Consider the following 25,252-nt stretch of genomic DNA (forward strand, 5'->3'; position numbering starts at 1 on the left):
GCGACAAGATTTATCCACAAGACAAAGATCCGCAGACTAACATCGAAAAATATAACCAAGTCAGTAGCTACTGACCGATAGCTGATGCGTCGCGTGAAAAACTATCCACAGGCCTCAGTACTGGCCACGGAGATATTCCATTACAGCACTGCGCACCGACATGTCACCTTGCGCCCGCGCTTGCTCGATCACGGCGCGCACCTCGCTCAGGTCACAACGGCGCAACAAGCTCTTGACCGGCCCGATCGACGCAGGCCGCATCGAGAGCGTACGGAACCCGATAGCGGCAAAGCACAGCGCCTCGACGGGGCGTCCCGCATCCTCGCCACAAAATGACAGCGGCGTATTAGAGGCCTCGCAACGCTTCACGATCCCCTCCAAAAACGTCAGAAAACTGAGGTTGAGTGTGTCATAACGTTTGCGCACCCTTTCGTTCTCGCGGTCGGCTGCAAAGAAAAACTGTTTGAGGTCATTGCCACCGATCGACAAAAACTCGACTTCTTCGAAAAACTTATCCGGAGCGAATGCAAGGCTCGGTGTCTCCAGCATCGCGCCGACCTCAATTGATGAGGGCACGACATGACCGAGCTTTTTCTCGCGCAGCAGGGTTTTATCAACTTCGGCACGGGCGGCCCGAAACTCCTCGAATTGCGCCACGAACGGAAACATCACCGTCAAAGGCCCGCCATTGGCCGCCCGAAACAGTGCCTGCAGTTGCATCCGCATAATGCCCGGTTTGTCCAGCCCGACCCGAATCGCCCGCCATCCCAGTGCGGGATTCGGCTCATCGTTGGGCTTCATGTAGGGCAGCACCTTGTCAGATCCGATGTCCAGCGTACGGAACACGACACGCTTGCCCTGCGCGGCGTCCAGCACGCGTGTGTAAAGCGCGCTCAACTCTGATCGGCGCGGCATCTGGTTGCGCACCAGAAACTGCAACTCCGTTCGAAACAGTCCCACGCCCTCGGCGCCCGAACTGCCCAACGACGGCAGATCGGCCATCAGACCCGCATTCATATGCAGACCGATCACATTGCCGCATTTTGTCTCGGCGGGCTTGTCGCGGATCGAAGTATAACGCTCTTGCGCTGCGGCCTGCATCGCAATTTTATCGCGAAACGCTGTCGCAACGGTGTCTTCAGGGCGCAGATGAACAATTCCCTGCTCGCCGTCGACCATCACATGATCACCGTTCAGTGCCTCATTGGTAATCCGTCCTGCGTGCACGATCAGCGGGATCGCCAATGCCCGCGCAACAATCGCGGCATGCGACCCGACGGAGCCTTGTTCAAGCACGATACCACGCAAACTGCGCCCGTATTCCAGCAACTCCGCAGGCCCTATGTTGCGCGCCACAAGGATAGGATCACTGGGCATCTCTGCGCCAGTGTTCTTTCCCTGCCCCGTCAAAATTCTTAACAGACGGTTGGACAGATCATCGAGATCGCTCAGACGTTCGCGCATATAGCTGTCAGAGGATTGACCGATGCGCGACCGGGCGAGCGATTGCTCTTTTTCCACAGCAGCCTCTGCCGACAGACCCTGTGTGATATCCGCCTGCATCCGCTGCATCCAGCTTTTTGAATTCGCAAACATGCGGTAGGTCTGGATCACCTCCTGCTGATCCTTGTCCCCCATCGCCATACCCAGCATCTGATCAACACTCAGGCGCAAGGCATCAACCGCATCCGACAGCCGCTTTCCCTCACGTTCGGGGTCGTCAGTAACGAGGTTTGATACTACGACCCGCGGTTCATGCAGCCAGATATGACCCTCGGCCACGCCCTCCTGCGCCACAGTACCACGCAGCAAAACCGGCTGGCTGTGGCGCGCAGACATTGCAGCCCCCTCACCGACAAACGCGCCCAGTTCGGTCATCTCGGCAAGAACCATGGCCACAACTTCTAGGGCATATTCCTCGTCAGTATTAAATTCCCGCGCGATTTTGGACTGGACGACCAGCACGCCAAGCGTATCGCCCAAGCGTTGGATCGGCACCCCCAGGAAGCTGGAATAGATCTCCTCTCCGGTTTCGGGCATATACCTGAAACCAGTGGCCTGCGGCGCGTCGGGCGTGTTGATCACGCGCCGTCTCTTTGCCACCCGCCCCACGAGGCCTTCGCCCATCTTCATCCGCGTTTGGTGCACCGCGTCCTTTTTCAGCCCCTCAGTCGCGCATAGCTCCAAGGTGTCCTCGTCACGGAACAGATAGATCGAGCAAACTTCGCACCCCATCGAATCAGCAATGAGACTGGTGATTTTATCAAGACGGGCCTGACCCGCGTCATCACCTGCCATGGCGTCGCGCAGACGACCCAGCAGCTTGCGACTGTCGCTTTCTGTCCGATTTGCCATGGTTTCCCTAGTCCTTGGTTCACAAACACCATACCGCCTGCAACCTCGGATGGGGAGAGGGAAACACGCATATAGCGAGAATGCCGCGTCACTGCCCGAAATTAAAGCGCTGCATTAAGAACACCGCACACCGCGTTGTTATAAATCCAAAAAACCAGACCAGTGCAGCCCTCTCGCTCAGGAGGCCTTATCAAGTTCGAACGCATCGTGCAGCGCCTGCACCGCAAGCTCCATATATTTGCGGTCAATCAGAACCGAAATCTTGATCTCGGAGGTAGTGATAACCTTGATGTTCACGCCCTCGTCCGAGAGGACTTTGAACATTTTGGCAGCAACGCCTGTATGGCTGCGCATACCGATCCCGACGACCGAAACTTTCGCCACATCTTCATCCACAATCAATTCGTCGTAGTTGAACACGCCTGCTGATGCAGCTTTTTGCATTGCGGCATCCGCCCGCTTGACCTGATCCACGGGACACGACCATGTCATGTCGGTGCGCCCCTCTTCGGCGATGTTCTGCACGATCATGTCAACATTGACGCCGCCATCGCTCAGCGTGCCGAAGATTGCCGCCGCGATTCCGGGGCGGTCCTCGACCGATACCAGCGTCATTTTCGCTTCGTCGCGGCTGAACGCCACGCCCGCTACCACATTGCTTTCCATGATTTCCTCCTCGTCACAGACGAGCGTGCCGGCATCGTCTGATTGTTCCTCAAAACTGCTCAACACCCGCAACTTTACCTTGTACCGCATCGCCAACTCAACTGAGCGCGTCTGAAGCACTTTTGCTCCCAGCGACGCCAGTTCGAGCATTTCTTCGAAAGAAATCTTGTCCAGCTTGCGCGCTTTGCTTTCGACCCGCGGATCCGTGGTATAGACGCCGTCCACATCTGTGTAGATGTCGCACCGCTCGGCACCGAAGGCGGCCGCAAACGCTACCGCAGTAGTATCCGAACCGCCACGGCCCAGCGTTGTGATCCGGCCCTCCGGGCTCACGCCCTGAAACCCTGCGACGACGGCAACTTTCATGCCTTCAGCAAATTTTGCCATAATGTTGTCAGACGGGATCGCCTCGATCCGCGCACTGGCGTGGGCGGATGTCGTCTGCACAGGCACCTGCCACCCTTGCCAGCTTCGCGCAGGTACATCCATTTCCTGCAACGTCAGGGCCATCAGGCCCGCCGTCACATTCTCTCCGCTCGATACAACCGCATCATATTCGCGTGCATCATACAGCGGGCTCGTCTCATTTACCCAGCCGACCAACTCGTTGGTTTTGCCGGACATTGCCGAGACGATAACGATCACGTCGTAACCTTTGGCCACCTCTACGCCCACACGTTTTGCAGCGCGGCGGATACGGTCCAGTGTGGCCACCGAAGTGCCACCGAATTTCATTACCAATACAGGCATCTGACCCTCGTCCTATTGCTCCGCGCCGCGTCTACGCGAGGGAGCGCGGCTGCGCAACAAAGATCAGTAGGGGTGCGCCCGCCCATCCCACGTCTCGAAACAACCCGTTGTGCCAATATCCAACGCCTCGAAACGCGAAGCCAGTCCGGTCACGGCCTCATCGACTGTGATCGCAGCTGTGTCGCCCCCCATATCTGTCTGGACCCAGCCTGGATGATATATCCCCACAGCAATCCCTTCAGCCTTTAGGTCCGTCGCCAGATTACGCCCCAGATTGAGGACGGCCGCCTTGGAAGCACGGTAGATATAGCTGCCCCCTGGAGCGAGCTCGCTCGACGCCATTTGCGACGAGATGATCGCGATGCGCGGATTTTCTGCACGGCGCAAATGAGGTAGCAACGCCTGAACGGCCAAGAATACCCCAGTTACATTTGTGGCAAAGCTTTGGGCCCATAGATCAGCCCCGTATCCCGTCTCGATATCGTTGCCTTTATCGAGATAGACGCCTGCGTTACATACCAGCAGTTCTACCGCGCTGTCGCCCAGCGCCGCGGCCATATCCTTGTGGCTGCTGGGGTGCGTCACATCCAGCGAAATATCACCCATGGGGGACCGGCTGGTGCCCGTCACGTCGAACCCTGCGGCACGGTAATGCGCGGCAAGTCCCGCACCGATGCCACGACTGGCGCCCGTTATTACAACTGTCATCAGGTCTTCCTCACGTTATTGGAGTTTCTGTTTTGGCTTGAATGGCAGCGAGATCACCGGCACACCCTCTTCAATAAGCTGCCGCGCCTCCTGCGCGGTCGCCTCACCGTATATTGAGGTCTCGGGCGCCGTGCCCTCATGCATTGCACGTGCTTTTTCGGCAAACTTTCCGCCGACATAGGTCGCGTTTTCCTCGACCTGTTTGCGCATTTTTGCGATCGCGATTTCCATGGCCTCTTTTGACAATGGCGGCTGGCCCGACTTGGGCACTTCCGGCATATCAGCAGCAACCGACGATATTAGAGCGACCTGCGGCGCCATCAGCGCCTTGGAGACGTCTGCCCCTCCGCACACAGCACAGCTTACCTGCCCTGCTGCGAGCTGCGCATCGAATGCCGCAGCCGAGGCAAACCACCCGTCAAACGTATGGCCGTGATTGCATTTCAACGCATAGCGGATCATCTGGCCTCACTTCCTGTTTCATTCACAAGCCTGTTGCGCGGGCATGCTCCGCCGCCGCAGGTCAAGCAGGTCGCGCATGTTTCTCTGCTGACTTATCTACCGGCTTGAGTGCGCTCTTGGGCGGACTAAAGCTATTGATAAGCTTTGACAATTCGCGCTCGTTCACCAGTTTTGCGGCCTTCTTGCGTGAGACCCATTTGCGCCGCCGGTATTTTCGCTCCGGAAACTTCGTCTTTAGTGTCTTTACCTTGACCGGATATAACATCGCTAGGCAAGGAACATCCTCCTCGCCCTCTCTCATCCGCGCGTAGGAATACACACCGATGCAATCATCACTCGCCGTGCCCACAACTCCTGCCTCTTCCCAACTTTCCGTGAGGGCGCAATCCGCAGGGGTCTTGCCGTCCATGGGCCAGCCTTTTGGCACAATCCAGCGTTTGCGCCTCCGCGAGGTGATAAGCAAAATCTGCACCTTGCCGCGCCGTACACGCCAGCATAGTGCCGCAAACTGTGTGCGCGCACTGCCTTTTTCACCGCCATGTAACGAGATCGGCAATTGATTTGCCATTATCGCGTAACCCTCGCCTCAAAACCTCTTAACCTCCTGTTCTACAGGGTTTCCCCTCCAAGCACCAGCACCCTCCCGCGCCCTCTTGCGGGGGCGCTCCGCTTGGCGGATAACCGGAGGCATATGGCGCGCCTATTTTTCCTTTTTGTTTCGATTGTCGTAATGGTTCTGCCAGCGCAGGCCCAGCCTGTGAATTCACCCCCCGTGACCGTGTTTGCCGCCGCCTCCCTGCGCGATGCCCTGAGCGAGATCGCAACCAAATACCCCGCAGAGGTGACTCTATCGTTTGCAGGCTCAGGCACCCTTGCCCGCCAGATCGACGCAGGAGCTCCGGCGGATGTGGTCATTCTCGCCCATCGCGACTGGAGCGCGTGGCTGTCACAGCGCGGTCTGATCCTCAACGGCACACAGACAGAGATCGCCGGTGGTCGCCTTGTGCTTGTCGGTGCGGCAGATGCCCCTGATCTAAGTGTCGCTAATGCGGATACACTTCTCGCGGCGCTTGATGGCGGACGCCTCGCCATAGGTCAGCGGGATGGCGTGCCCGCAGGCGCCTATGCGCGCGAGTGGCTCACGGATATTGACGCATGGGATACGTTATTGCCACAGCTTGCCGAAACCGACAGCGTGCGCGCCGCTCTCGCCCTTGTTGCTGTCGGGGCGGCCCCACTTGGTGTGGTCTATGCCTCTGATGCTGTTGCAGAAGCGCGTGTAAGGGTGGTCTATACCGTACCCGATGAGAGCCATTCCGCGATCCGCTATCCTGCCGCCGCTGTAACGGAGGCGGGCCGCCCCTTCCTCACACTGCTGTCCAGCCCTGCCGCTGCTGCCATCTTTGCAAAATACGGCTTTACGCCGTGACGCTGGACGCCGTCGCATGGGAGGCACTCCGCCTTTCACTCTGGGTTGCCCTATGGGCGACGATCATCGCCGTACCACTGGCCCTCTGGGTTGCGTGGCTGCTGGCGCGCAAAGAGTTTTATGGCAAATCCCTGCTCAACGCGCTGGTGCATCTGCCGCTGGTCCTGCCGCCAGTGGTGACAGGCTACGTTCTTCTGGTAATCTTTTCGCCCAATGCTCCTGTGGGCGCCACGCTCGCCGCTGTGGGGCTCACTCTGGCGTTCAAGTGGACCGGCGCCGTGCTGGCCGCCATTGTGATGGGGTTTCCCCTGATGGTCCGCGCAATGCGTTTGGCGATAGAGGCGGTCGATCCAAGGATCGAGGACGCCGCAGCCACACTTGGCGCCTCGCGCGTGGGCGTGTTCACCCGCGTGACCCTGCCGCTTATCGCGCCCGGTATCCTTGCTGGAGCGGTCATGGGCTTTGCCAAAGCTATGGGGGAGTTTGGCGCAACCATCACCTTTGTCGCAAACATTCCAGGCCAGACGCAGACCCTGCCCATCGCCATCTGGACTGCCCTTCAAATTCCGGGCGGTGAGGGTAAAGCAGCCGCAATGGCCCTGCTGTCGTGTGCTGTGGCGCTGGGTGCGGTTTTCCTTTCCGAAGGACTGGCGCGCCGCGTCGCAGTCCGGATTTCCGGCGCGTCATGAAGCTCCGCCTGAAACATAAATTCGCGGGCTTCACCCTTGACCTCGACCTTGAGGCAGGCAGCGGGATTACAGCCCTTTTTGGCCGCTCCGGTGCAGGAAAAAGCACTATTATCAATGCCATTGCAGGCTTGCTTCGCCCTGACGAGGGCTATCTCGAAGTTGACGGAACGGTTTTGATGGACACTACCCGTGGCTTACACATGCCACCGCACAAAAGGCGCTTTGGCACCGTGTTTCAGGATGCACGTCTGTTTGCACATCTCACCGTGGCGCAAAACCTCGATTTTGGCACCCGCTATGCGCCACGCGGTACTTCTGTCCCCCGCGCCGAGGTGATTGACCTTCTGGGCCTTGCCGGTCTGCTGGATCGTGCGCCGAACACACTGTCCGGCGGCGAGAAGCAACGCACAGCACTGGGCCGCGCCCTGCTCAGCGCACCACGTATGCTGTTGATGGATGAACCCCTTGCCAGTCTCGATAGTGCCCGCAAACACGAAATCCTGCCCTACCTAGAACATTTGCGCGACGGCCCTCTAAACCTGCCCATCCTCTACGTCAGTCATGCGGTAGACGAGATTACCCGCCTTGCCGATACGCTGATCGTAATAAAGAAAGGGCACATCGCTGCCCAAGGGCCCTTGCGCGATGTCATGTCGGACCCTGCTGCCGTGCCCCTGATTGGCGTGCGCGAAGCCGGATCAGTGATTGAGGCCACGGTTCAAAGCCATGATGCGGACGGCCTGAGCACGCTCAGGCTTCGCGGCGGCAACCTTGTCCTGCCGGGTGTCATGGCTGCTGTCGGCACCACACTGCGGCTGCGGATCAAAGCGCAGGATGTAATGATCGCACGAACACGGCCTGAGGGCATCAGCGCGCTTAACATCCTCGCGGCGCGTATTATAGGGATTCACGCAGGCGCCGGCCCCGGCGCTGCGGTGACACTTGATGTCGGGGGCGAGCAGATCCTCGCCCGCATCACCGGCCGCGCTGTATCCGCCCTCGGCTTGGAGGTTGGAACATCGTGTTTTGCAGTGCTGAAGTCGACAGCAATCGCCCAGTCGAGCATCGGGCGATAGGCACACACCGTCCGTCATATCTTCAGGCCTTGGCAAGCAGCTTCATTTTGCCTGCCAAGCGCTTGTTCAATTCGTTTGGTGCGATATCCGCGTCAATCGCAAGCTTGCGCAGACCGAAATGCACATGCGCCATGTCCTGATAATAACTGGTATAGGCGTAATTCGTCGCAGCGCCTGCAACAGCCCCCAGTACCGGCACGGCTTGCGCTGCCAATTTTTGCCCCAGCACCACCGCAAGGCGCGGCGCCACTTTGTTGATGACCGTCTGCACTGCCTTCCCGGACAAAGCCAGCCGCGCCGTCAAGAATGCCAACTCCGATCCGTCGTCATCGGTGAGTGGTCCCGCAGCAGAGAAAACCTGCACACAATCGAACCGCACAGATTCGAGTTCTGGGTCGAACCCGTATTCGACGGCGACCCCCTCGATCACCCGCAACAGTAGCGTGGTTGTCACCGGCAGTTCTGCCAGTGCGGTGGGCAGCCCGCCTGCACCGCCTGCCGCCCCCAACCCCATCGAAACGGCAGAGTTTAGCCAAGCCGCCTGATCGGGCACCCTGCTGCGGCTTTTATGTGCTGCGGACATCGCATGGTTGAGTGCGCGCACGGTCGCCCCCTCCAGCTGTCTTCGTACCGATGCGGGCAAACGCTCCAGCAGGTTCTCCGCCTGTCCGCCAATCAGATTAAGCACGTTAATCCCGACACCGCCTGCACCTTTGTACAGGCGCGCAATCCGGTCCAGTTCAGCTTCGACATCTACAACGGCAGGCAACAGTGGCTTGGGCATGATGGAACTCCTTCCCGCTATAAGTGGGCGCAGCAGGACTGCATTTCAACGGACACGCATCACCTCGCCTGTAACACCCTCCCAAGCCCCGTCGACAAGGGCGCGGCCCAGAACGCGGTCGGGATTGGTCGGTGGGGGCATGACAACATCATCAAGACGCGCAAACCCGAACCGCCCGTAATAGGGCGCATCGCCCACCAGCATCACACGGTGCCATCCCAACGGTACAGCCTGCTCAAGCGATGTGACAATCAAAAGCGCCGCAAGGCCTTCACCTTGCCGCGTGGGGTGCACTGCAACAGGCCCTAACAGCAGAACATCTTTCCCGCCCACACGTACAGGCCAGAACCGGATCGCTCCCGCCAGAATTCCCAGATCGTCGCGCGCCACAAGGCTAAGACCCGCGACAGGCGGCACGCCCTCACGCAGGCGGTACGACGACAGCGCCGTCCGGCCAGGCGCAAAACAGGTATCATATAGCGCTTCGACCTCCCAGAGGTCAGCCGCTGTTTCAGGGGCAATCTCGTACAAAGGCAGTGCTCCGGGGTTTTCTACTGGTCACCGCCCTATCACGGCGCTAGCTGTTTGTTCAATCACAACCCGAGGACCGCACCCTTATGTTCTATCGCCCGAAAGACGGCCACGACCTGCCGCACAATCCCTTCAACGCTATTGTCACGCCCCGCCCGATCGGCTGGATCAGTACACGCGATTCACAAGGCCGCGACAACATCGCTCCCTATTCGTTTTTCAACGGCGTTGCTTACGTGCCGCCGCAGGTCATGTTCGCCTCTACCGGTATTAAGGATGATGTAGACGGCACAAAGGACAGCATGGCGAACATCAAAGAGACAGGCGTATTTTGCGTAAATATCGTCGAATATGCAGCGCGTGAAGCAATGAACAAATCCTCTGCCACCCTGCCCCACGGTACCGATGAGTTCGCCCACGCGGGCATTGAGAAGGCGGAGTGTTCGGAGATCGACTGCGCCCGCGTCGCGACCGCACCGGCCGCCCTTGAATGCCGCATGACCCAGATTGTCCAGATCGAGGGCGAGGCGAATTTTGTCTGCTTTGGCGAAGTAATAGGCGTGCACCTGCGCGATGATTGTGTCGTGGACGGGCGCTTTGACGTGACAAAATACGTCCCCCTTAGCCGCTTGGGTTACCGCGACTACACCGCTGTGCGCGAGGTCTTCGAAATTATTCGTCCCGACGATTGACCCCCCCAACAGCGAGAAAACAAGATATGAGCGATCCCAATGATCTCGCGGCCTTCCTTGCGCAAGCATGGCAGCATCTCGGACGGGGTGTTGCAGACCGACGCGCCCCTGCGCGCTATCCTACCTTCGCTACGGTTAGCCCCGAGGGCATACCCCAAGCGCGGACAGTTGCCCTGCGCGCCGCCTCCTCCACTGCCGGCACACTGGAAGTGCATACAGATATCGCCACGGACAAAGTGGCCGCCCTGCGTCATAATCCAGTGGCTGCCCTGCACATCTGGATACCGCGGTCTGATCTACAAATAAGGGTTACAACGCAGGTCGCCATCCTGACTGGAGAGGCCGTCGAGGCGCAATGGAGGCAAATTCCCGAAGGATCACGCGTCTCGTATGGTACTGTGCCCGACCCGGGCGCACCGATTGCATCAGTCTACGATTACGAAAAGCCCGCTAACAGAACGCGCTTTGCCGTACTGGAGTGCACGGTTACTGCCTTCGATCTTGTGCATCTGGGGACGCAGCACCGCCGCGCTGCCTTTGTGCGCGCCGATGGGTGGGCGGGCCAATGGGTCGCCCCCTGAGCGTGGGTCAGTGCCCCCCTAAAATACCCGTACGCACCTGATAATCGACCGCGATCTGATAATCTGGATCATCGTCGCTGTCGATCATCAGATGTCCGGCTTTGGTCAGCAGCGCATGACAATCCCGGGTCAGATGCCGCAACTCGATCCGTTTTCCGGCGTTCTGGTACTTGCTTGCTATCGCCTCGATCGCCTGCAATGCAGACTGGTCCACAACACGGCTGTCGTTAAAATCAACGATTACAACAGATGGATCATTCAGCACGTCAAACAACTCTGCAAACCCCTCGGCCGAACCGAAAAACAACGGCCCCTGCACCTGATACACCTTGGCGCCTTCAGGTGTGATATAAGTCTTAGCGTGGATGCGCCGTGCGTTGTTCCACGCATAAGCAAGCGCGCTTACGATCACACCGACGACCACCGCAATCGCAAGATCCTTATACACCGTCACAACCGTGACCAGCAGGATCACAAAGGCATCCGTCAGCGGCACCTTGCGCAGGATGGTAAGGCTGTTCCATGCGAATGTCCCGATCACGACCATGAACATCACTCCGACCAATGCCGCCAGCGGGATTACCTCGATCAGGGGCGCGGCAACGACGATAAACATCAGCAAGCAGACCGCCGCAAAAATGCCCGCGACCCGCGTGCGACCGCCGGATTTTACGTTGATCATTGACTGGCCGATCATGGCACAACCGCCCATCCCGCCAAAAAAGCCGGTGACTGTATTAGCCACACCCTGCGCCAAACATTCCTGGCTGGCACCGCCCCGCGTATTGGTCATATCCCCCACAAGGTTGAGCGTAAGCAAGCTCTCGATCAGGCCGATCGCAGCCAGGATCACGGCATAAGGCGCGATGATATAAAGAGTTTCCATGTTAAAGGGAGCAAGCGCGGTGCCATAAAGGCCCAGACCTTCACCAAAAGGATTGTGCAAGGTCGGCAGACCGCCACTGATGGAGGCCAGATCACCGACCCGCGGCACATCCATGCCGGTAAAGATAACCACGGCCGCCACAATGCCGATCCCCGCCAAGGGCGCGGGGATTACTTTTGTAATCCGCGGCATCACCCAGATAATCGCCATCGTCGCCGCCACAAGTGCCAGCATCAACGCTAATGGCATCCCCGTAAGCCACTCACCACCCGACAGACCATGGCCCGTATCCACCATTGTGCCGGGCACCTTGAACTGTCCCATCTGGGCCAGAAAAATCACAATCGCGAGGCCATTCACAAAACCTAACATCACTGGATGCGGCACCAGCCGGATAAATTTACCCCACTGCATAACACCTGCAAAAATTTGCAAAAGCCCCATTAAAACAACGGTCGCGAACAGATACTCGACCCCGTGCTGCGCCACGAGGGCCACCATGACCACAGCCAAAGCGCCTGTCGCGCCCGAGATCATCCCCGGACGCCCGCCGATCAGCGCGGTAATCAACCCCACGATGAATGCAGCATACAATCCAACCAGCGGGTGCACGCCCGCAACAAACGCAAACGCCACAGCCTCGGGCACCAGCGCTAAGGCTACTGTCAGGCCAGACAGTAGTTCGATGCGAAGTCGAGACACAGAAAATCCGTCATCGCCCATCCAGCGCAGGTCGGTCATGTCTTTGGGGGTCAAAGCTTGGGTAAAGCTGCGAAATGCTGTGCGCACCATGAGGGCATCCTGTCTCAATGTCTGGAAGTCGAAAATGTGCAAACGCACGTTGACGTTGCCCTACCAAGGATGCCGCAAAAGTGCAAACCCCACCCCTCAAGGCTTTGAACTTCGGCATTAGATAGCTTTGCGTAGGTCCCTGTTGTCTAACTGAGGTAAAGGTAAACTCTTACAGGTTTCAGAACCGCGCAGTAGACAACGTTACCCCGCTCGGTGTTCGCCCAGCCGGAAAAAGGTGCGCGAAGCCCCCCAAGGCATACGATTTGTTCGGTTGCATTCGCCATTGCGCCGCGCCACCATTGCTCCAACCGAACCGAGGATATCCCATGACAAACACTAAAATCGCCATCATCGGCGGATCCGGCATCTATGACATCGACGGGCTCGAGAGCCCGCAATGGACCACGGTCGAGACCCCTTGGGGCGCGCCATCCGATGCGATTCTCACCGGCACTCTCGACGGGGTCGAGATGGCGTTCCTTCCCCGGCACGGGCGCGGTCATGTCCATACGCCCAGCACCGTTCCCTACCGCGCCAATATCGACGCGCTCAAGCGTCTGGGCTGCACGGATGTGATCTCTGTCTCCGCATGCGGATCATTCCGCGAGGAAATGGCACCCGGAGATTTTGTCGTTGTCGATCAATTTATTGACCGCACTTTTGCCCGTGAAAAATCGTTCTTCGGGGCCGGATGTGTGGCCCATGTAAGCGTAGCCCATCCTACCTGCCCGCGTCTGTCGGATGCCTGTGAGGAAGCCGCAAAAGCCGTTGGTGTAAACGTGCATCGCGGCGGCACATATCTCGCGATGGAAGGTCCGCAATTCTCGACATTGGCCGAAAGCAAAATGTACCGCAGCGCATGGGGTGCCGACGTGATCGGCATGACCAACATGCCCGAAGCAAAACTCGCCCGCGAGGCCGAGCTTTGCTATGCCAGTGTTGCGATGATCACCGATTACGACAGCTGGCATCCGGATCATGGCGAGGTTGACGTCACCGAGATCATTAAGACCTTGCAAGGGAACGCCGCCAATGCGCGCAACCTGGTGGCCCGCTTGCCCACTTTGCTCGGGGCTGATCGTGCGCCCTGCCCGCATGGCTGTGACCGCGCATTGGAGTATGCAATCATGACCCAGCCGGATGCACGCGATCCTGCCCTTATGGCGAAACTGGACGCGGTGGCAGGGCGGCTGCTCTGATCCGTCTGCTGCTCTTGATTTGCATGGCGCTACCGGTCCGTGCACAGGATTTTATCGACAGCAGCGGCCCCATGAGCGACGAGGCCTTCTACCGCCTCGTTGCTTGCGCTGCACCACCTGAAGGGGACTGTGCGAAACCATTCTATAAATGGAAGAAAACGGATATCAGTGTAGGCCTTATCCAGCGTGATCCGGTCTTTCTTGGCGGTAAGCTTAAACGGGCCGAGGCTTCTATTGTGCGTGCCCTCCAGCACCTGAATGCGGTTGACATGGGTCTGCGGCTGATCCTGATCGACGGGACACCTGACATCACCATACACCTCCTCGACATTCCGCGCGGGCAAACCATCACCAGCAGCACTGCCGCCCTCCTCAGCGGCCTGACCATCGCTAACGCGATCACTGCTCTGGACGTAGAAGGCAGTACGATCAAAGGGGCGGCCATCGGCGTTTCCAATACGCTGACGATACGCCAGTACGAATCTGTCATGCTTGAGGAGATCACCCAAGCCCTCGGCCTGATTACAGATATACGGAACCCCCACTACACCACCCGCTCGATACTATCCCAAGAGGCCGACAACAGCTTGAAAACTTTGGGCGCTCAGGACACGATGGCGCTGCAACGCCACTACCCGCCTGATTAAAGGTTTATCGATGCCCTTGGCCTCTGGTTTGCGCTTTTGATCGCAAGGGCATGGTGATCACAAAAAATATAAGTCCCCGCCATGCGTTCGCCCACACAGCAGCATTGACGGTGCTAAATCCGAAACGGATCGCGCTGCTAATTGTCTTTGTTCTGCAAATCACCAAGGCGGGCGCGGCTCTGCTGCCGCAGTTGTCCACTCTAGTCGTCACCGTCGTAATGCTTGCAGCGCTCAACGCACTGGCCTATGCACTGGCGGCCGACCGTCTGCGCTGCCTGATCGCACGGCCGAATATTATCGCGTGGATCACCCGCGCCGGAGGGGTCGCACTCATCATGATGGGTGTCCTCACCGCCACCCTTCGCCGGAGCACGACATGAAATCCGTAGCTGACTATATTCGCACCATCCCCGATTTCCCCCACGAAGGAATCATGTTCCGCGACGTGACCACCCTGTTCGCCGATCCGCGCGGTTTTCGCATGGCCATTGACCAGATGCTGCACCCCTATGCAGGGATGCGCATCGACAAAGTTGTAGGCCTCGAGGCACGCGGTTTCATCATGGGCGGAGCAATTGCACATCAGCTTAGCATCGGCTTTGTGCCGATCCGCAAGAAGGGCAAGCTGCCTGGAAAGACGCTGTCACAAGATTATAAGCTGGAATACGGCGAGGCGACGATGGAAATTCACACTGATGCCATTCAGCCCGGTGAAAAAGTGCTTGTAGTTGATGATCTGCTGGCAACGGGTGGCACGGCAGAAGCAGGAATTAAGCTGCTTGAAAAACTGGGCGCCGAAATCGTATCAACCAGTTTTATCATTGATCTACCAGAACTGGGCGGCCGCAAGCGCTTGGAGGCGATGGGCATGGACGTACAGGCGCTTTGCGCGTTTGATGGCCACTAGGGCCACCACAGGCTAGCGTCTGAGCACGGCACCCGGGTTCATGATGCCAATGGGGTCGAGCGCGGCCTTGATGGCGCGCATGGCCGACAATTTGGCGGGGTCACCGTATGTCTCCAGATCGGCGACCTTCACCCTACCGATGCCATGCTCGGCCGAGATCGAGCCGCCCAACTCGTGCACCAGATCATGCACACAGGCCTTTATCGCGACGCGCTGGTTCTCGTGATCGGCGCGGCTCCGGCCAACCTGCGGGAAAACGTTAAAATGCAGATTTCCGTCACCTACGTGGCCAAAACAGTTGATCCTGAAATCACCCATCTGTGCCAGCCGCGCGCCGCCCACCTCGATGAACTCGGGGATTGCGCCCAGTGGCACAGATATATCGTGACTTGAGACAGAGCCGATGCGGCGGTTGGCCTCGGGAATACTCTCACGGATTGTCCAGAAATCATTGGCCTGCGCTGCAGATTGCGCAATGAGCCCATCCGGCACAAGGCCCTCTTCCGACGCCTTTTCAAACAACGTTTCAAGCGCGCCTTGCGGATCCATATCAGCCGCCAGACCCAATTCAACCAGCACGCACCATTCAGGCGGTGTGGCAAAGGGCTGGCGCACTTCCGGCATCGTTTCGGTCAGAAAATCAAATCCCTGACGGTGGATCAGCTCAAACGCGCTGACCATTTCCCCAAACAAACCACGAGCCATGCTCAACAGCTTAAGGGCTGCATCAGGGCTTTCGACAACCAATAGCGCTGTGCCGGTTTTTGCAGGCCGCGCGAACAGTTTGAGCGCTGCTGCTGTGATCACGCCGAGTGTACCTTCAGCGCCGATCAGCAAATGACGAAGATCGTAGCCAGTATTGTTTTTGCGCAACCGCGTCAGGCCGTGCCAGATCTGCCCGTCGGGCAGCACCGCCTCCAGCCCAAGACAAAGGTCCCGCGTATTCCCATAGCGCAGTACGCCCGTACCGCCCGCATTCGTCGCCAGATTGCCACCGATCCGCGCTGTACCCTGCGCAGCAAGACTGAGAGGGAACAGGCGGTCGGCCTCTTGAGCCGCATTTTGAACATCAGCGAGGATAACGCCCGCTTCGGCCACCAGCACATTTTCATCAGGATAAATGGCACGGACCTTGTTCATCCGCTCTAGAGAAAGGATAAGAGGCGCAATCTCACCTGTGGCCACCTGACCGCCAACAAGCCCCGTACCACCGCCATAAGGGATAACCCCCACCCGCGCCTGCCCGGCCATACGGATCAGGGTTGCAACCTGCTCTACCGTGCGCGGCTTGGCCAGAATACTGGTCTGACCGGCATAGCGCCCCCGCGGTTCTTCGAGGTAGCGGGCGGATGCCTGATCGAGTGTCCCCTCAGGCAATGCGGCGCGCAGGGTTTCGGCAAAGGCGGGATCGGCGGGATTAAGTGTATGTGTCATATCTATTGATCTAATGCCCAGCGGCAGGATGCAAGGGGCAGACGCCGCCTGTCTAATCTTCGCTGATATATGTCGGCCGGAGCACCATGATCGTGGGCTGCCCGGGCAGGCTGTCGCGCCGCACGCTGAGCATGCCGCCCTCTACCTCGACCACTGCGAATTCATCGCGCATGCCGTCCAGAAAATCATCCAGCGCAAACAGCGAGAACCAGTGCATCGGGATGACGATGCGCGACCGCAGGCGCTTGAGCACGCTGATCATCGTGGGCTGATCAAGGGTGTAGCCCCCGTCGACAGGTGCCATCACAACATCCAGCCGACCAATCGCCGCGTATTGCTCGTCATTGGGTGCATGGTGCAGATGGCCAAGATGCCCGATGCACAGGCCCGCCATCTCGAATACAAAGATCGAATTGCCGTTCTCCTCGATGCCCGAAAATTGCGAGCGTATATCGGTCGAAACGTTACGTACCAGCACCTCCCCAAGATCGAGCCGGTGCTGGACCCCTTCGCCGAATTCACCCCATCCGGGCAGCACATGCGGGATCGCAGGATCGGGAAAGGCGGTCCAATGGGTGTCATGGGCGTGGTTCATCGTGACAACATCAGGGATCATTCTGGTGGACCCGATAAACCCTGTAAAATCCGTAACGATATTTAGCCCGCCCGCAGAGCGAATGAGAAAACTGGCGTGGCCAACATAATGCAGGTCGACCGCCTCCTCAGGCACTGTGCGCAGGGCTGCGCGGTGTACATATTCCATCCCCTGCGTTGCACCAGCAAGTGCGTGACAATGACTGGGAATACGGGTTGCAGCCGCATTTTGCGCCTGCACTGTCCCCACCATCAACATCCATATGGCTGCAATTCTTAAAATCATCTGCAAAACGTAACAGCAGTTTGCGGAAATCCGAAACCCATTATTGGACCTGCGTCATTGCGCCACCGATCACATCAGCCTTTGCCGCCTGCATCAACGCGATACTGCGTCGGATGCCGCCTTAAATGGAACCATCTGAAGCAAAGCGATGTGGATGACAGCGGAAACTTATGCCCTCCGGATCAGCTTGCAGTCGTCTTCCCACGACGATCCCCCCGCAGACTGGCGTAAAGCACATGGGTGCGCCAGCGTCCGTCGATCTGCAAATAGCTTTGGGCGACGCCCTCGTATTTAAAGCCGGACCGCTCAAGCAATCCGCGAGAGGCCGCGTTTTCGGGCAGGCAAGCGGCCTCTATCCGGCTCAGCTCCAGATGCGTGAAGGCATAATGCACGACCGTCTCTATAGCTTCTCGCATATATCCCTGCCGCGCGAACGCAGCACCTGTCCAATAGCCAAGTGTTCCCGCAAGCGCGGGACCGCGCCGGATATTGTCGAGGGTAATTGCGCCCAACAACATGTTGTCGGACCGTCTAACCAGAAACAGCGGTACCGCCGTGCCCGCATTGATCGAACGGTTGGCCCAATAAACACGGTTTGAGAATGCTTTTCGACTCAGGTGGTCTGCCGACCATGCGGGCTCCCAAGGCGTCAAAAACTCCCTGCTTGCACTGCGCAGCGCCACCCATGGACGAAAATCATGATGTGCGGGCGCACGCAGCGTCATCCGCGCTGTCTCAATCGTAAGTTTACGCCGCAAGGACAGCATCAGGCGACGCGCCTGGCCTCAAGTTCCTCAAGGGTAGGCGCGCTCTCTACAGGACCATAAAGCGCCAATGCAGCCGGTGCAGTTGCCGCCATCCGCTCTGCGAAATCACGGACATCGCCAGTGGTAACAGCATCAATTTGGGCAATAGTTTCTTCCAGTGCGGGAATACGGTCCCAGATCTGGATCAGGCGGGCCAGACGTTCGGCACGGTTAGAGGGACTCTCCAACCCCATCAACAGGCCGGCTTTCATCTGTGCCCGCGCCCGCGCCACTTCGGCGGGAGACATATCGGTCGCTGCGCGCTTCATCTCGTCGATGGTAATACCCGCAAGCTCTGGCAACTGTTCACCGGACGTTCCGGCATATACCGTCATCATGCCGGTATCGGCATAAGCACCCGCTTGGGCAAAGATGGTATAGCAAAGTCCACGGTTTTCACGGACCTCCTGGAACAGGCGGCTCGACATCCCCCCTCCCAGTGCGGAAGCATAGATTTGTGCCACATAAATATCGTCGGCACGATAGCCGGGACTTTCGAAACCTAACGCAAAATGTGCTTGCTCCAGATCCTTGATCTGGCGGTGCTCCCCACCGGCATAAACACCGGGCAAAGCGCGCATCAGCGGCTTTGGCTTCATATCTCCAAACAGTTTCTCGGCCATTGCTACCAACGCATCATGATCAACAGCGCCTGCAGCACTCAGAATCATTTGCTCGGGCCCGTAATGCTGGTCGATAAATCCTGTAAGGTCCTGACGCGAGAAGTTAGACACACGCTCTGCCGGGCCCAATATCGTCCGACCCATGGGCTGGTCGGGGAAAGCTTGCTCTTGGAGCCAATCAAAAATCACATCGTCCGGTGTGTCGAGCGCCTGTCCAATCTCTTGCAGGATCACACCGCGCTCAACCTCGATCTCTGCCTCATCCATCAACGGGTTGCGCAGGATATCCGCAATCACCTCAAGGCCAAGCGGCACATCATTTTCAAGCACCCGCACATAATAGGCTGTCACCTCGCGCGAGGTATAGGCATTGATATATCCGCCAACGTCCTCGATCGCCTCGGCAATCTGGAGGGATGTGCGTGTCTTGGTCCCCTTGAACGCCATATGCTCAAGGAAATGCGCGATACCATTCTGGGCGGGCGTCTCGTGTCGGCCCCCTGCGCCGACCCATATCCCGATAGAAGCAGAGGCAAGGCCCGGCATGGATTCAGTTACGATGCGAAAGCCGTTTGAAAGGCGGTGGGTTTGAAGGGTCACTGAGCAATCAGTCCTTTGATCTGGGTCTTGAGCGCTTCAAGGTCGTTTGGCACGCGGGTCAAACGCTCGGGGCGGTCATAAAGGTCGGCCATACGCGGTGGCAAGGGCGGGCGTATGCCTGTCGCTGCTTGCACCGCATCGGGGAATTTGGCGGGATGCGCTGTTGCCAATGTGATCATCGGTGTAGCCGGATCACGCAACTCCTCTGCCACCTTCACACCAATGGCGGAATGGGGGCACAGCAACTCGGCGCTATTTTTAAGTGTCTGTGTAATCGTATTAGAGGTCTCTTCTTCGGAGGCGCGACCGGAGGAATAATGCTCTGACAAAGCCTGTGCTGCCCCTTGTGAGACATCAAAGCCGCCCTGCCCCAACTCGGCCATGAGCTGTGCCACAGCACCGCCATCACGGTCGTAGGCGTCGAACAAAGCTCGCTCGAAATTGGAGCTGACCTGAATATCCATTGATGGGCTAATAGAAGGGTGCACAGTGCTTTTGTGATAACCTTCTCCACTCAGGCAGCGGTGCAAGATATCGTTCTGGTTCGTCGCTACGATGAGCTGCTCAATCGGCAGACCCATTTTCTTAGCAATATAGCCTGCAAAAATATCTCCGAAATTTCCTGTAGGGACGGTAAAGCTCACCTTCCGGTCCGGCGCGCCAAGACTCACGGCGGAGGTGAAATAATAGACAACCTGCGCCAACACACGACCCCAGTTGATCGAATTTACGCCCGCCAGCTTCACGCCGTCGCGGAACTCGAAATCGTTGAACATATCCTTGAGGCGGGCCTGACAATCGTCAAAATCACCATCCACTGCCAGCGCATGCACGTTACTCTCTGATGGCGTAGTCATCTGGCGGCGCTGCACCTCGGAGACGCGGCCATGGGGATAGAGGATCACTACGTCAACGTTATCAAGGCCACGGAACGCTTCAATCGCGGCTGAGCCTGTATCACCAGAGGTCGCGCCGACAATCGTCACCCGCTCACCTTTGCGCCCCAGCGCAAGCTGGAACATCTGGCCAATCAACTGCATCGCAAAGTCTTTGAAAGCCAATGTGGGGCCGTGGAACAACTCAAGCAGGAAATGGTTGGGTGCCAGCTCCTTAAGCGGGGCGCGGCTTGCATGTCCGAAGCCGGCATAGGCCTTGGCGATCAGATCGCGGAATTCGGCATCCGTGAAAGTATCTCCGATAAACGGGCGCATCACTGTAAATGCCACGTCTTCGTATGACTGCCCTGCCATTGCTGCAATATCTGCACGGCTCAGCTGCGGGATTGTTTCGGGCACATAGAGGCCACCATCACGGGCCAAACCTGTCAGCATTGCCTCCTCGAATGTCAGGATGGGGGCAGTGCCACGGGTGGAGATATAACGCATCTGTCAGCTCGTCTGTTTGGGCGCACGGCGGGCACGCAGGGTAAAGGCAAGGGTCATCGCAATCCATATCGCAGCAAGCGAGAACCACGTAATCGCGTATTGCAGGTGGTCGTTTGGAATCGCGCTCGTGTCAACAGGCAGCGGGGACACAGGGGCATCGTCGAAAGACGTCTGTTTGGCAACCACGAGGACCTCATCCGTGTTCAAAGCCTCTGCCATAGCGGCAACATCGCGGGCAAACCAGATGTTTTCGTTAATGTCGGGCTCGGGTGTGAATCCGTCAGTTTCCTGCGGCCATTGCAGATTCCCTTGCACAGTCTCGGACCCTTCATGTGCTGGGATATCCAACTGATCGACAGGTGTGAACCCACGGTCGAGAAGCACGCGCCGCCCCCCCATATCCATCGCGGAGATAATGCGGTAGCCAGCGCCAATTTCTTTTTGGCTAACCAATACGCGCAAATACTCGGACGCGACCACGCCTCTGATTTCAACCGGAAGATAAGCATCCTGGACCGGATCAAGGACATCAGGCAAAGGGATCGGTGCCGCTTTAATCCGCGCATCGATGTCGGCAATGACGCCCAGCTTCCATTCGAGGCGCTGCATCTGCCAAAAGCCGAGCCAGAGAAGGATCGCAGCTCCGCCCACCCCGATGATACCGAAAAACAAAACGCGACGCATGACAGCTCCCGTGAGCGGTAGGAATGAAAAACGCGCGAGGCATAAAGCCTCGCGCGTCGGTGTTTAACTTGTATCGCTAGAGGTGCAATACCTGACCTTAGTTTCCAGGGATGCCGAAAACGTAGACGGCAAAAAACAGAAAGAGCCAAACCACGTCCACAAAGTGCCAGTACCATGCTGCGGCTTCGAAACCTACGTGACGCTCGGAAGTGAAGTGACCAGCACGGGCGCGCATCCAGCAGACGAACAGGAAGATCGTGCCGATGATCACGTGGAAGCCGTGAAAGCCTGTAGCCATGAAGAAGTTGGAGAAGAACTTGTCCCCGCCGAACTCCCAGCCTTCGTGCAGCAGATGCTCGTATTCGTAAGCCTGAAGTGCAGTGAACAGCAAACCCAAAACTACTGCGATCAGCAACCCGTTCTTAAGGTCGGCACGGTTATTTCCATGAACCAGCGCGTGGTGCGCCCATGTGACAGCACACCCCGACAGCAGCAGGATTAGCGTGTTGATCAGTGGCAGGTGGAAAGCATCGACCTGATAAATCACCGGTGGCACATAGGTTGAGCCAAAATACTCGTTCATCGGATACATCGCGTGTTTGAAAAAGCTCCAGAACCACGCAACGAAGAACATCACTTCGGACATAATAAACAGGATAAAGCCGTAGCGCAGGCCAATCTGTACCACTGTTGTGTGATCGCCGATCTTGCTTTCCTCAACAACCTCGGACCACCATGCAAAGCTGCAATACAGTGTGCCAACGAAGCCGATCAGAAAAACAAACGGCGTTACGGAATGCATCCACAAGACACCGCCCGTCAGCATGACAAACGCAAAAAGCGAACTCAGCAGCGGCCAGATAGAGGGGGCTAGGATGTGGTAGTCGTGATTTTTTGCATGGGCCATGGCGCGCGTCCCTTGTCCTTTTGTTAGTTTAATTCAGGTGTCTGGTCTGCCTCGAGGGCGGCATACCCTTCCGGCAAATCAATTTCGTAGAATGTATAGGATAGCGTGATGGTATGTATATACTGACCTTCACGATCGCCCACAATTTCGGGGTCAACAAAAAAGCTGACGGGCATTTGCACACGCTCGCCCGGGGCGAGGACCTGCTCTTCAAAGCAGAAGCAGTCTATTTTCTCAAAAAACGCGCCGGCCTGATATGGCGTTACGTTATAGGCCGCTTGCCCCGCGATGGGACGGTCTGTGGGATTATACGCCTCATAGAATGCCAGACCGGTCTCGCCGATGCGTATTTCCATTTCGCGCACAACAGGCTTGAACTCCCACCCCATATGATTGTTCAGCGAGCCGTCAAACCGTACCTTGATCGTCTGTTCAAGCACTTCGTCAGAGGCCACAGTCGAAATGCCCGGAACACCGCCAAATCCGGTAACGCGGCAGAACCAATCATAGAACGGGACGGAGGCCCAAGCGAGACCGCCCATTACCACAACCAATCCTACAGTCTGGGCTACAGTTTTTTGGGGACCGGTGATTGCCATTAGTCAGTGCCTCCTACTGTGGTCTGCTCGCCCACACCTTTTGCTTGTGATGCAGGGAGCTGGAATTCTGCGGACGTAATTTTGGTGAAAGTAAGAACCATCACCAGCAGGACGAAACCGCCCAACATCAGTCCAACACCAATGTTCAGGCTTTTGCGGCGTCCATGAATTTCATGTTCAGGGCGAAGGGCCATTACCAGCCTCCAAATCCAACAGGTTTCAACAGCGCTTCCAACAGGATCGCGCCAAAATGGGCAAACAGATACCACAGCGAAAGGCGGAAAAATTTTCGCTCGGTGGCAAAGTTATCGACTTCGCACATATCCTCGTCCCGCTTCCAGATGTCATACGCACCCTTGAGGAAAAGTGCATTCAGCACGAGTGCGGTTGCCAGATATATCCAACCGCCAATTCCCGTGAAGGCAGTACCGACAGCAAGGATCACCAGCAACACCGTGTAGGCGAGGATGTGATTACGCGTCACGCGGCGTCCGTGGGTCACGGTCAGCATCGGAACATTCGCATCATCGTAATCGTTGCGCATGAACAGTGCCAGCGCCCAAAAGTGCGGCGGCGTCCACATGAAAATAAGCGCAAACATCAACCATGGCTCAAGGACCATGATGTCACCGGTCGCAATGATCCACCCGATCACAGGCGGAAATGCACCAGCAGCCCCACCAATCACGATATTCTGCGGCGTGGACCGTTTCAGCCACATGGAATAGGGAACGACGTAGAAAAAGATAGTAAAGGCGAGCATGAAACCAGCGAGCAGGTTTGCGCTGAGCGAAAGCATCATTACCGACAGGCCGGAGAGGGCTACACCAAGATACATCGCGGACTGCGCCGTCACCTTACCTGCGGGAATAGGCCGCTTAGCAGTGCGCTTCATCACGGCATCAATATCGGCATCCCACCACATATTAAGAGCGCCGGATGCCCCTGCCCCAATAGCCAGAAATAAAATGGAGGCAAAACCGACAACTGGATTAACGCCAACCGGCGCAGCCAACATCCCGACAACTGCCGTAAATACCACCAGTTGCATCACACGCGGCTTCATCAGCGCGTAATAATCGCTCAGTTGTGGATCGTTCTCGAAGCTTTGGGCATTTGTCACGTCGGTCATTGTCCGGTCATCCCAATTTAATCGTGTGGGGGCAAATCTTGCGTGCAGCACCGCGCAGGGTCAATTGCGGGGCCACAGATGTGAAGGCGGGGCTACGTTCCCCGCCCTTCTCTTTAGTCAGCAGATGCGACTGTAACGGTCGGAACAATACCTGCGTACTCTTCTTTCGCACGGCTCAACCATTGGGCGTACTCGGCTTCTGAAACAACTTTAACCGTGATCGGCATGTATGCATGTGCCTGACCACAAAGCTCGGAGCACTGGCCAAAGAAAACGCCCTCTTTTTCTGCTTTGAACCACAGCTGTGCCAAACGGCCCGGCACGGCATCCTGCTTCACGCCAAACGCAGGGATCGTCCAAGCGTGTATCACGTCCGAGCCTGTCACCTGCATCACAATCGTTTTGTTCACAGGCACAACAACCGCTGTATCGGTCGCAAGCAGCCATTCGCTCTCAGAATAACCGGCGGCTTCAAGCTGCGCTATCACTTCAGGTGTTTTCATGTTCTCGCCGCCAAGCGCCGGAGCACCGATCATGTAGCTGTCAAAGCCAAAATCGTCGTCGACGTACTCGTAGGACCAATACCACTGGTTACCGATCGCCTTGATTGTGACGTCAGCAACAGGAATTTCCTGCTGACGGAAAAGGATCGGAAGCGACCAAGCACCAATCGCCACGAGGATCACGATTGGCACAACCGTCCATGCAATCTCGACGGGTGTGTGGTGGGTGAAGGACGCAGGAGTCGGGTTACGCTTGGCGTTATAGCGGAAGGCAACCCAGAGGATCAGCGCGGTCACAAACACTGTGATCACACTAATGATCACAAGAATCATACCGTCGAGCCACTGAAGATCAGTCGCAAGCTCGGTTACTCCGGGCTGGAAGCCCATCAAACCGTCAACAGGCTTTCCGATGATCTCAAGGCCTTGTGGATCAATGCTTTGTGCCCATGCTGGAAGGCTTGTAAAGCCAGCCAAAAGACCGGCAAGTGTGAGGTGCTTTGTCATCATATTCGTCCTGATTTTCTTGACCCTAAGTGGCTTAT

The 25,252-nt window shown here is 57.4% G+C and carries 28 protein-coding genes; 9 read left to right on the forward strand and 19 right to left on the reverse strand.

Annotation, left to right across the window (positions count from 1 at the left end; genetic code table 11):
• Window positions 1-114: 114 nt before the first annotated feature.
• The 5 genes from ptsP to C8N30_RS02805 all read right to left on the reverse strand — a co-directional run bounded on the left by ptsP (window position 115) and on the right by C8N30_RS02805 (window position 5,509).
• Window positions 115-2,355 carry a phosphoenolpyruvate--protein phosphotransferase gene (gene ptsP, locus C8N30_RS02785; RefSeq protein WP_025062973.1) on the reverse strand — a complete coding sequence of 747 codons (2,241 nt, stop codon included), beginning with the start codon at window positions 2,353-2,355 and terminating at the stop codon, window positions 115-117.
• A gap of 177 nt (window positions 2,356-2,532) precedes the next feature.
• Entirely contained in the window at window positions 2,533-3,771 is a 1,239-nt protein-coding gene (locus C8N30_RS02790) for an aspartate kinase (protein WP_025062974.1), read from the reverse strand.
• A 63-nt stretch (window positions 3,772-3,834) separates the two neighbouring features.
• Window positions 3,835-4,479 carry an SDR family NAD(P)-dependent oxidoreductase gene (locus C8N30_RS02795; protein WP_025062975.1) on the reverse strand — a complete coding sequence of 215 codons (645 nt, stop codon included), beginning with the start codon at window positions 4,477-4,479 and terminating at the stop codon, window positions 3,835-3,837.
• A 15-nt stretch (window positions 4,480-4,494) separates the two neighbouring features.
• Window positions 4,495-4,941 carry a DUF1178 family protein gene (locus C8N30_RS02800; RefSeq protein ID WP_025062976.1) on the reverse strand — a complete coding sequence of 149 codons (447 nt, stop codon included), beginning with the start codon at window positions 4,939-4,941 and terminating at the stop codon, window positions 4,495-4,497.
• Window positions 4,942-5,002: 61 nt separating this feature from the next.
• Window positions 5,003-5,509 carry an NUDIX hydrolase gene (locus tag C8N30_RS02805; RefSeq protein ID WP_025062977.1) on the reverse strand — a complete coding sequence of 169 codons (507 nt, stop codon included), beginning with the start codon at window positions 5,507-5,509 and terminating at the stop codon, window positions 5,003-5,005.
• A 123-nt stretch (window positions 5,510-5,632) separates the two neighbouring features.
• On the opposite strand from C8N30_RS02805, the gene modA reads away from it, so the two are divergent.
• Genes modA through modC form a run of 3 tightly spaced genes read left to right on the forward strand, consistent with a single transcriptional unit; the run spans window position 5,633 to window position 8,135 of the window.
• The gene (gene modA / locus C8N30_RS02810; RefSeq protein ID WP_025062978.1) at window positions 5,633-6,370 is read left to right on the forward strand and encodes a molybdate ABC transporter substrate-binding protein; all 738 of its coding nucleotides are present in this window, start codon (window positions 5,633-5,635) and stop codon (window positions 6,368-6,370) included.
• Complete coding sequence (modB, locus tag C8N30_RS02815) at window positions 6,367-7,059, forward strand: molybdate ABC transporter permease subunit (protein ID WP_025062979.1); 693 nt, start codon at window positions 6,367-6,369, stop codon at window positions 7,057-7,059. The genes modA and modB overlap by 4 nt, the downstream gene beginning before the upstream one ends.
• On the forward strand, window positions 7,056-8,135 hold the full coding sequence (gene modC / locus C8N30_RS02820; RefSeq protein ID WP_025062980.1) for a molybdenum ABC transporter ATP-binding protein: 1,080 nt from the start codon (window positions 7,056-7,058) through the stop codon (window positions 8,133-8,135). Before modB ends, modC begins: the two co-directional genes overlap by 4 nt.
• A gap of 22 nt (window positions 8,136-8,157) precedes the next feature.
• Here the strand turns inward: modC and C8N30_RS02825 are convergent, their stop codons facing one another.
• Window positions 8,158-8,919 carry an EcsC family protein gene (locus tag C8N30_RS02825; RefSeq protein ID WP_025062981.1) on the reverse strand — a complete coding sequence of 254 codons (762 nt, stop codon included), beginning with the start codon at window positions 8,917-8,919 and terminating at the stop codon, window positions 8,158-8,160.
• 45 nt (window positions 8,920-8,964) lie between these two features.
• On the reverse strand, window positions 8,965-9,450 hold the full coding sequence (locus C8N30_RS02830) for a GNAT family N-acetyltransferase (protein ID WP_025062982.1): 486 nt from the start codon (window positions 9,448-9,450) through the stop codon (window positions 8,965-8,967).
• A gap of 86 nt (window positions 9,451-9,536) precedes the next feature.
• On the opposite strand from C8N30_RS02830, the gene C8N30_RS02835 reads away from it, so the two are divergent.
• Window positions 9,537-10,142, forward strand: a complete 606-nt coding sequence (locus C8N30_RS02835) for a flavin reductase family protein (RefSeq protein WP_025062983.1) — start codon at window positions 9,537-9,539, stop codon at window positions 10,140-10,142.
• 26 nt (window positions 10,143-10,168) lie between these two features.
• Window positions 10,169-10,723, forward strand: coding sequence for a pyridoxamine 5'-phosphate oxidase family protein (locus C8N30_RS02840; protein ID WP_025062984.1), 555 nt, complete (start codon window positions 10,169-10,171; stop codon window positions 10,721-10,723).
• Window positions 10,724-10,730: 7 nt separating this feature from the next.
• Here C8N30_RS02840 and C8N30_RS02845 read toward each other — a convergent pair whose 3' ends face one another.
• Window positions 10,731-12,401, reverse strand: a complete 1,671-nt coding sequence (locus tag C8N30_RS02845; protein WP_025062985.1) for a SulP family inorganic anion transporter — start codon at window positions 12,399-12,401, stop codon at window positions 10,731-10,733.
• Window positions 12,402-12,727: 326 nt separating this feature from the next.
• Here C8N30_RS02845 and C8N30_RS02850 point away from each other — a divergent pair, with 326 nt between their 5' ends.
• The 4 genes from C8N30_RS02850 (at window position 12,728) to C8N30_RS02865 (ending at window position 15,154) form a co-directional block, all read left to right on the forward strand.
• Complete coding sequence (locus C8N30_RS02850) at window positions 12,728-13,600, forward strand: S-methyl-5'-thioadenosine phosphorylase (RefSeq protein WP_025062986.1); 873 nt, start codon at window positions 12,728-12,730, stop codon at window positions 13,598-13,600.
• A gap of 71 nt (window positions 13,601-13,671) precedes the next feature.
• Window positions 13,672-14,247: a hypothetical protein gene (locus tag C8N30_RS02855; protein WP_037967957.1), complete on the forward strand. Its 576-nt coding sequence runs from the start codon at window positions 13,672-13,674 to the stop codon at window positions 14,245-14,247.
• Window positions 14,248-14,357: 110 nt separating this feature from the next.
• A complete protein-coding gene (locus C8N30_RS02860; RefSeq protein ID WP_147419674.1) occupies window positions 14,358-14,627 on the forward strand; it encodes a hypothetical protein in 270 nt (89 codons plus the stop codon).
• Window positions 14,624-15,154 (forward strand): adenine phosphoribosyltransferase, encoded by a 531-nt coding sequence (locus C8N30_RS02865; RefSeq protein ID WP_025062988.1) that lies wholly within the window; start codon window positions 14,624-14,626, stop codon window positions 15,152-15,154. Before C8N30_RS02860 ends, C8N30_RS02865 begins: the two co-directional genes overlap by 4 nt.
• 12 nt (window positions 15,155-15,166) lie before the next feature.
• Here the strand turns inward: C8N30_RS02865 and C8N30_RS02870 are convergent, their stop codons facing one another.
• The 11 genes from C8N30_RS02870 to coxB all read right to left on the reverse strand — a co-directional run bounded on the left by C8N30_RS02870 (window position 15,167) and on the right by coxB (window position 25,214).
• Window positions 15,167-16,588 carry an FAD-binding oxidoreductase gene (locus tag C8N30_RS02870; RefSeq protein WP_025062989.1) on the reverse strand — a complete coding sequence of 474 codons (1,422 nt, stop codon included), beginning with the start codon at window positions 16,586-16,588 and terminating at the stop codon, window positions 15,167-15,169.
• A gap of 52 nt (window positions 16,589-16,640) precedes the next feature.
• Window positions 16,641-17,468, reverse strand: a complete 828-nt coding sequence (locus C8N30_RS02875) for an MBL fold metallo-hydrolase (RefSeq protein ID WP_025062990.1) — start codon at window positions 17,466-17,468, stop codon at window positions 16,641-16,643.
• Between the two features lie 182 nt (window positions 17,469-17,650).
• Entirely contained in the window at window positions 17,651-18,235 is a 585-nt protein-coding gene (locus tag C8N30_RS02880; RefSeq protein ID WP_025062991.1) for a GNAT family N-acetyltransferase, read from the reverse strand.
• Window positions 18,235-19,497 carry a M16 family metallopeptidase gene (locus tag C8N30_RS02885; RefSeq protein ID WP_025062992.1) on the reverse strand — a complete coding sequence of 421 codons (1,263 nt, stop codon included), beginning with the start codon at window positions 19,495-19,497 and terminating at the stop codon, window positions 18,235-18,237. The genes C8N30_RS02880 and C8N30_RS02885 overlap by 1 nt, the downstream gene beginning before the upstream one ends.
• Complete coding sequence (thrC, locus tag C8N30_RS02890) at window positions 19,494-20,882, reverse strand: threonine synthase (RefSeq protein WP_025062993.1); 1,389 nt, start codon at window positions 20,880-20,882, stop codon at window positions 19,494-19,496. The genes C8N30_RS02885 and thrC overlap by 4 nt, the downstream gene beginning before the upstream one ends.
• Window positions 20,883-20,885: 3 nt before the next feature.
• Window positions 20,886-21,566, reverse strand: coding sequence for an SURF1 family protein (locus C8N30_RS02895; protein WP_025062994.1), 681 nt, complete (start codon window positions 21,564-21,566; stop codon window positions 20,886-20,888).
• A 97-nt stretch (window positions 21,567-21,663) separates the two neighbouring features.
• Window positions 21,664-22,473, reverse strand: coding sequence for a cytochrome c oxidase subunit 3 (locus C8N30_RS02900; protein ID WP_025062995.1), 810 nt, complete (start codon window positions 22,471-22,473; stop codon window positions 21,664-21,666).
• 23 nt (window positions 22,474-22,496) lie between these two features.
• A complete protein-coding gene (locus C8N30_RS02905; RefSeq protein ID WP_025062996.1) occupies window positions 22,497-23,072 on the reverse strand; it encodes a cytochrome c oxidase assembly protein in 576 nt (191 codons plus the stop codon).
• Complete coding sequence (locus C8N30_RS02910; protein WP_025062997.1) at window positions 23,072-23,266, reverse strand: hypothetical protein; 195 nt, start codon at window positions 23,264-23,266, stop codon at window positions 23,072-23,074. Before C8N30_RS02910 ends, C8N30_RS02905 begins: the two co-directional genes overlap by 1 nt.
• A complete protein-coding gene (gene cyoE / locus C8N30_RS02915; protein WP_025062998.1) occupies window positions 23,266-24,204 on the reverse strand; it encodes a heme o synthase in 939 nt (312 codons plus the stop codon). The genes C8N30_RS02910 and cyoE overlap by 1 nt, the downstream gene beginning before the upstream one ends.
• A 113-nt stretch (window positions 24,205-24,317) precedes the next feature.
• Window positions 24,318-25,214, reverse strand: coding sequence for a cytochrome c oxidase subunit II (gene coxB / locus C8N30_RS02920; RefSeq protein WP_025062999.1), 897 nt, complete (start codon window positions 25,212-25,214; stop codon window positions 24,318-24,320).
• Between the last annotated feature and the right edge of the window lie 38 nt (window positions 25,215-25,252).

It is taken from the genome of Sulfitobacter guttiformis (assembly GCF_003610455.1).
GTDB classification, from domain to species: domain Bacteria; phylum Pseudomonadota; class Alphaproteobacteria; order Rhodobacterales; family Rhodobacteraceae; genus Sulfitobacter; species Sulfitobacter guttiformis.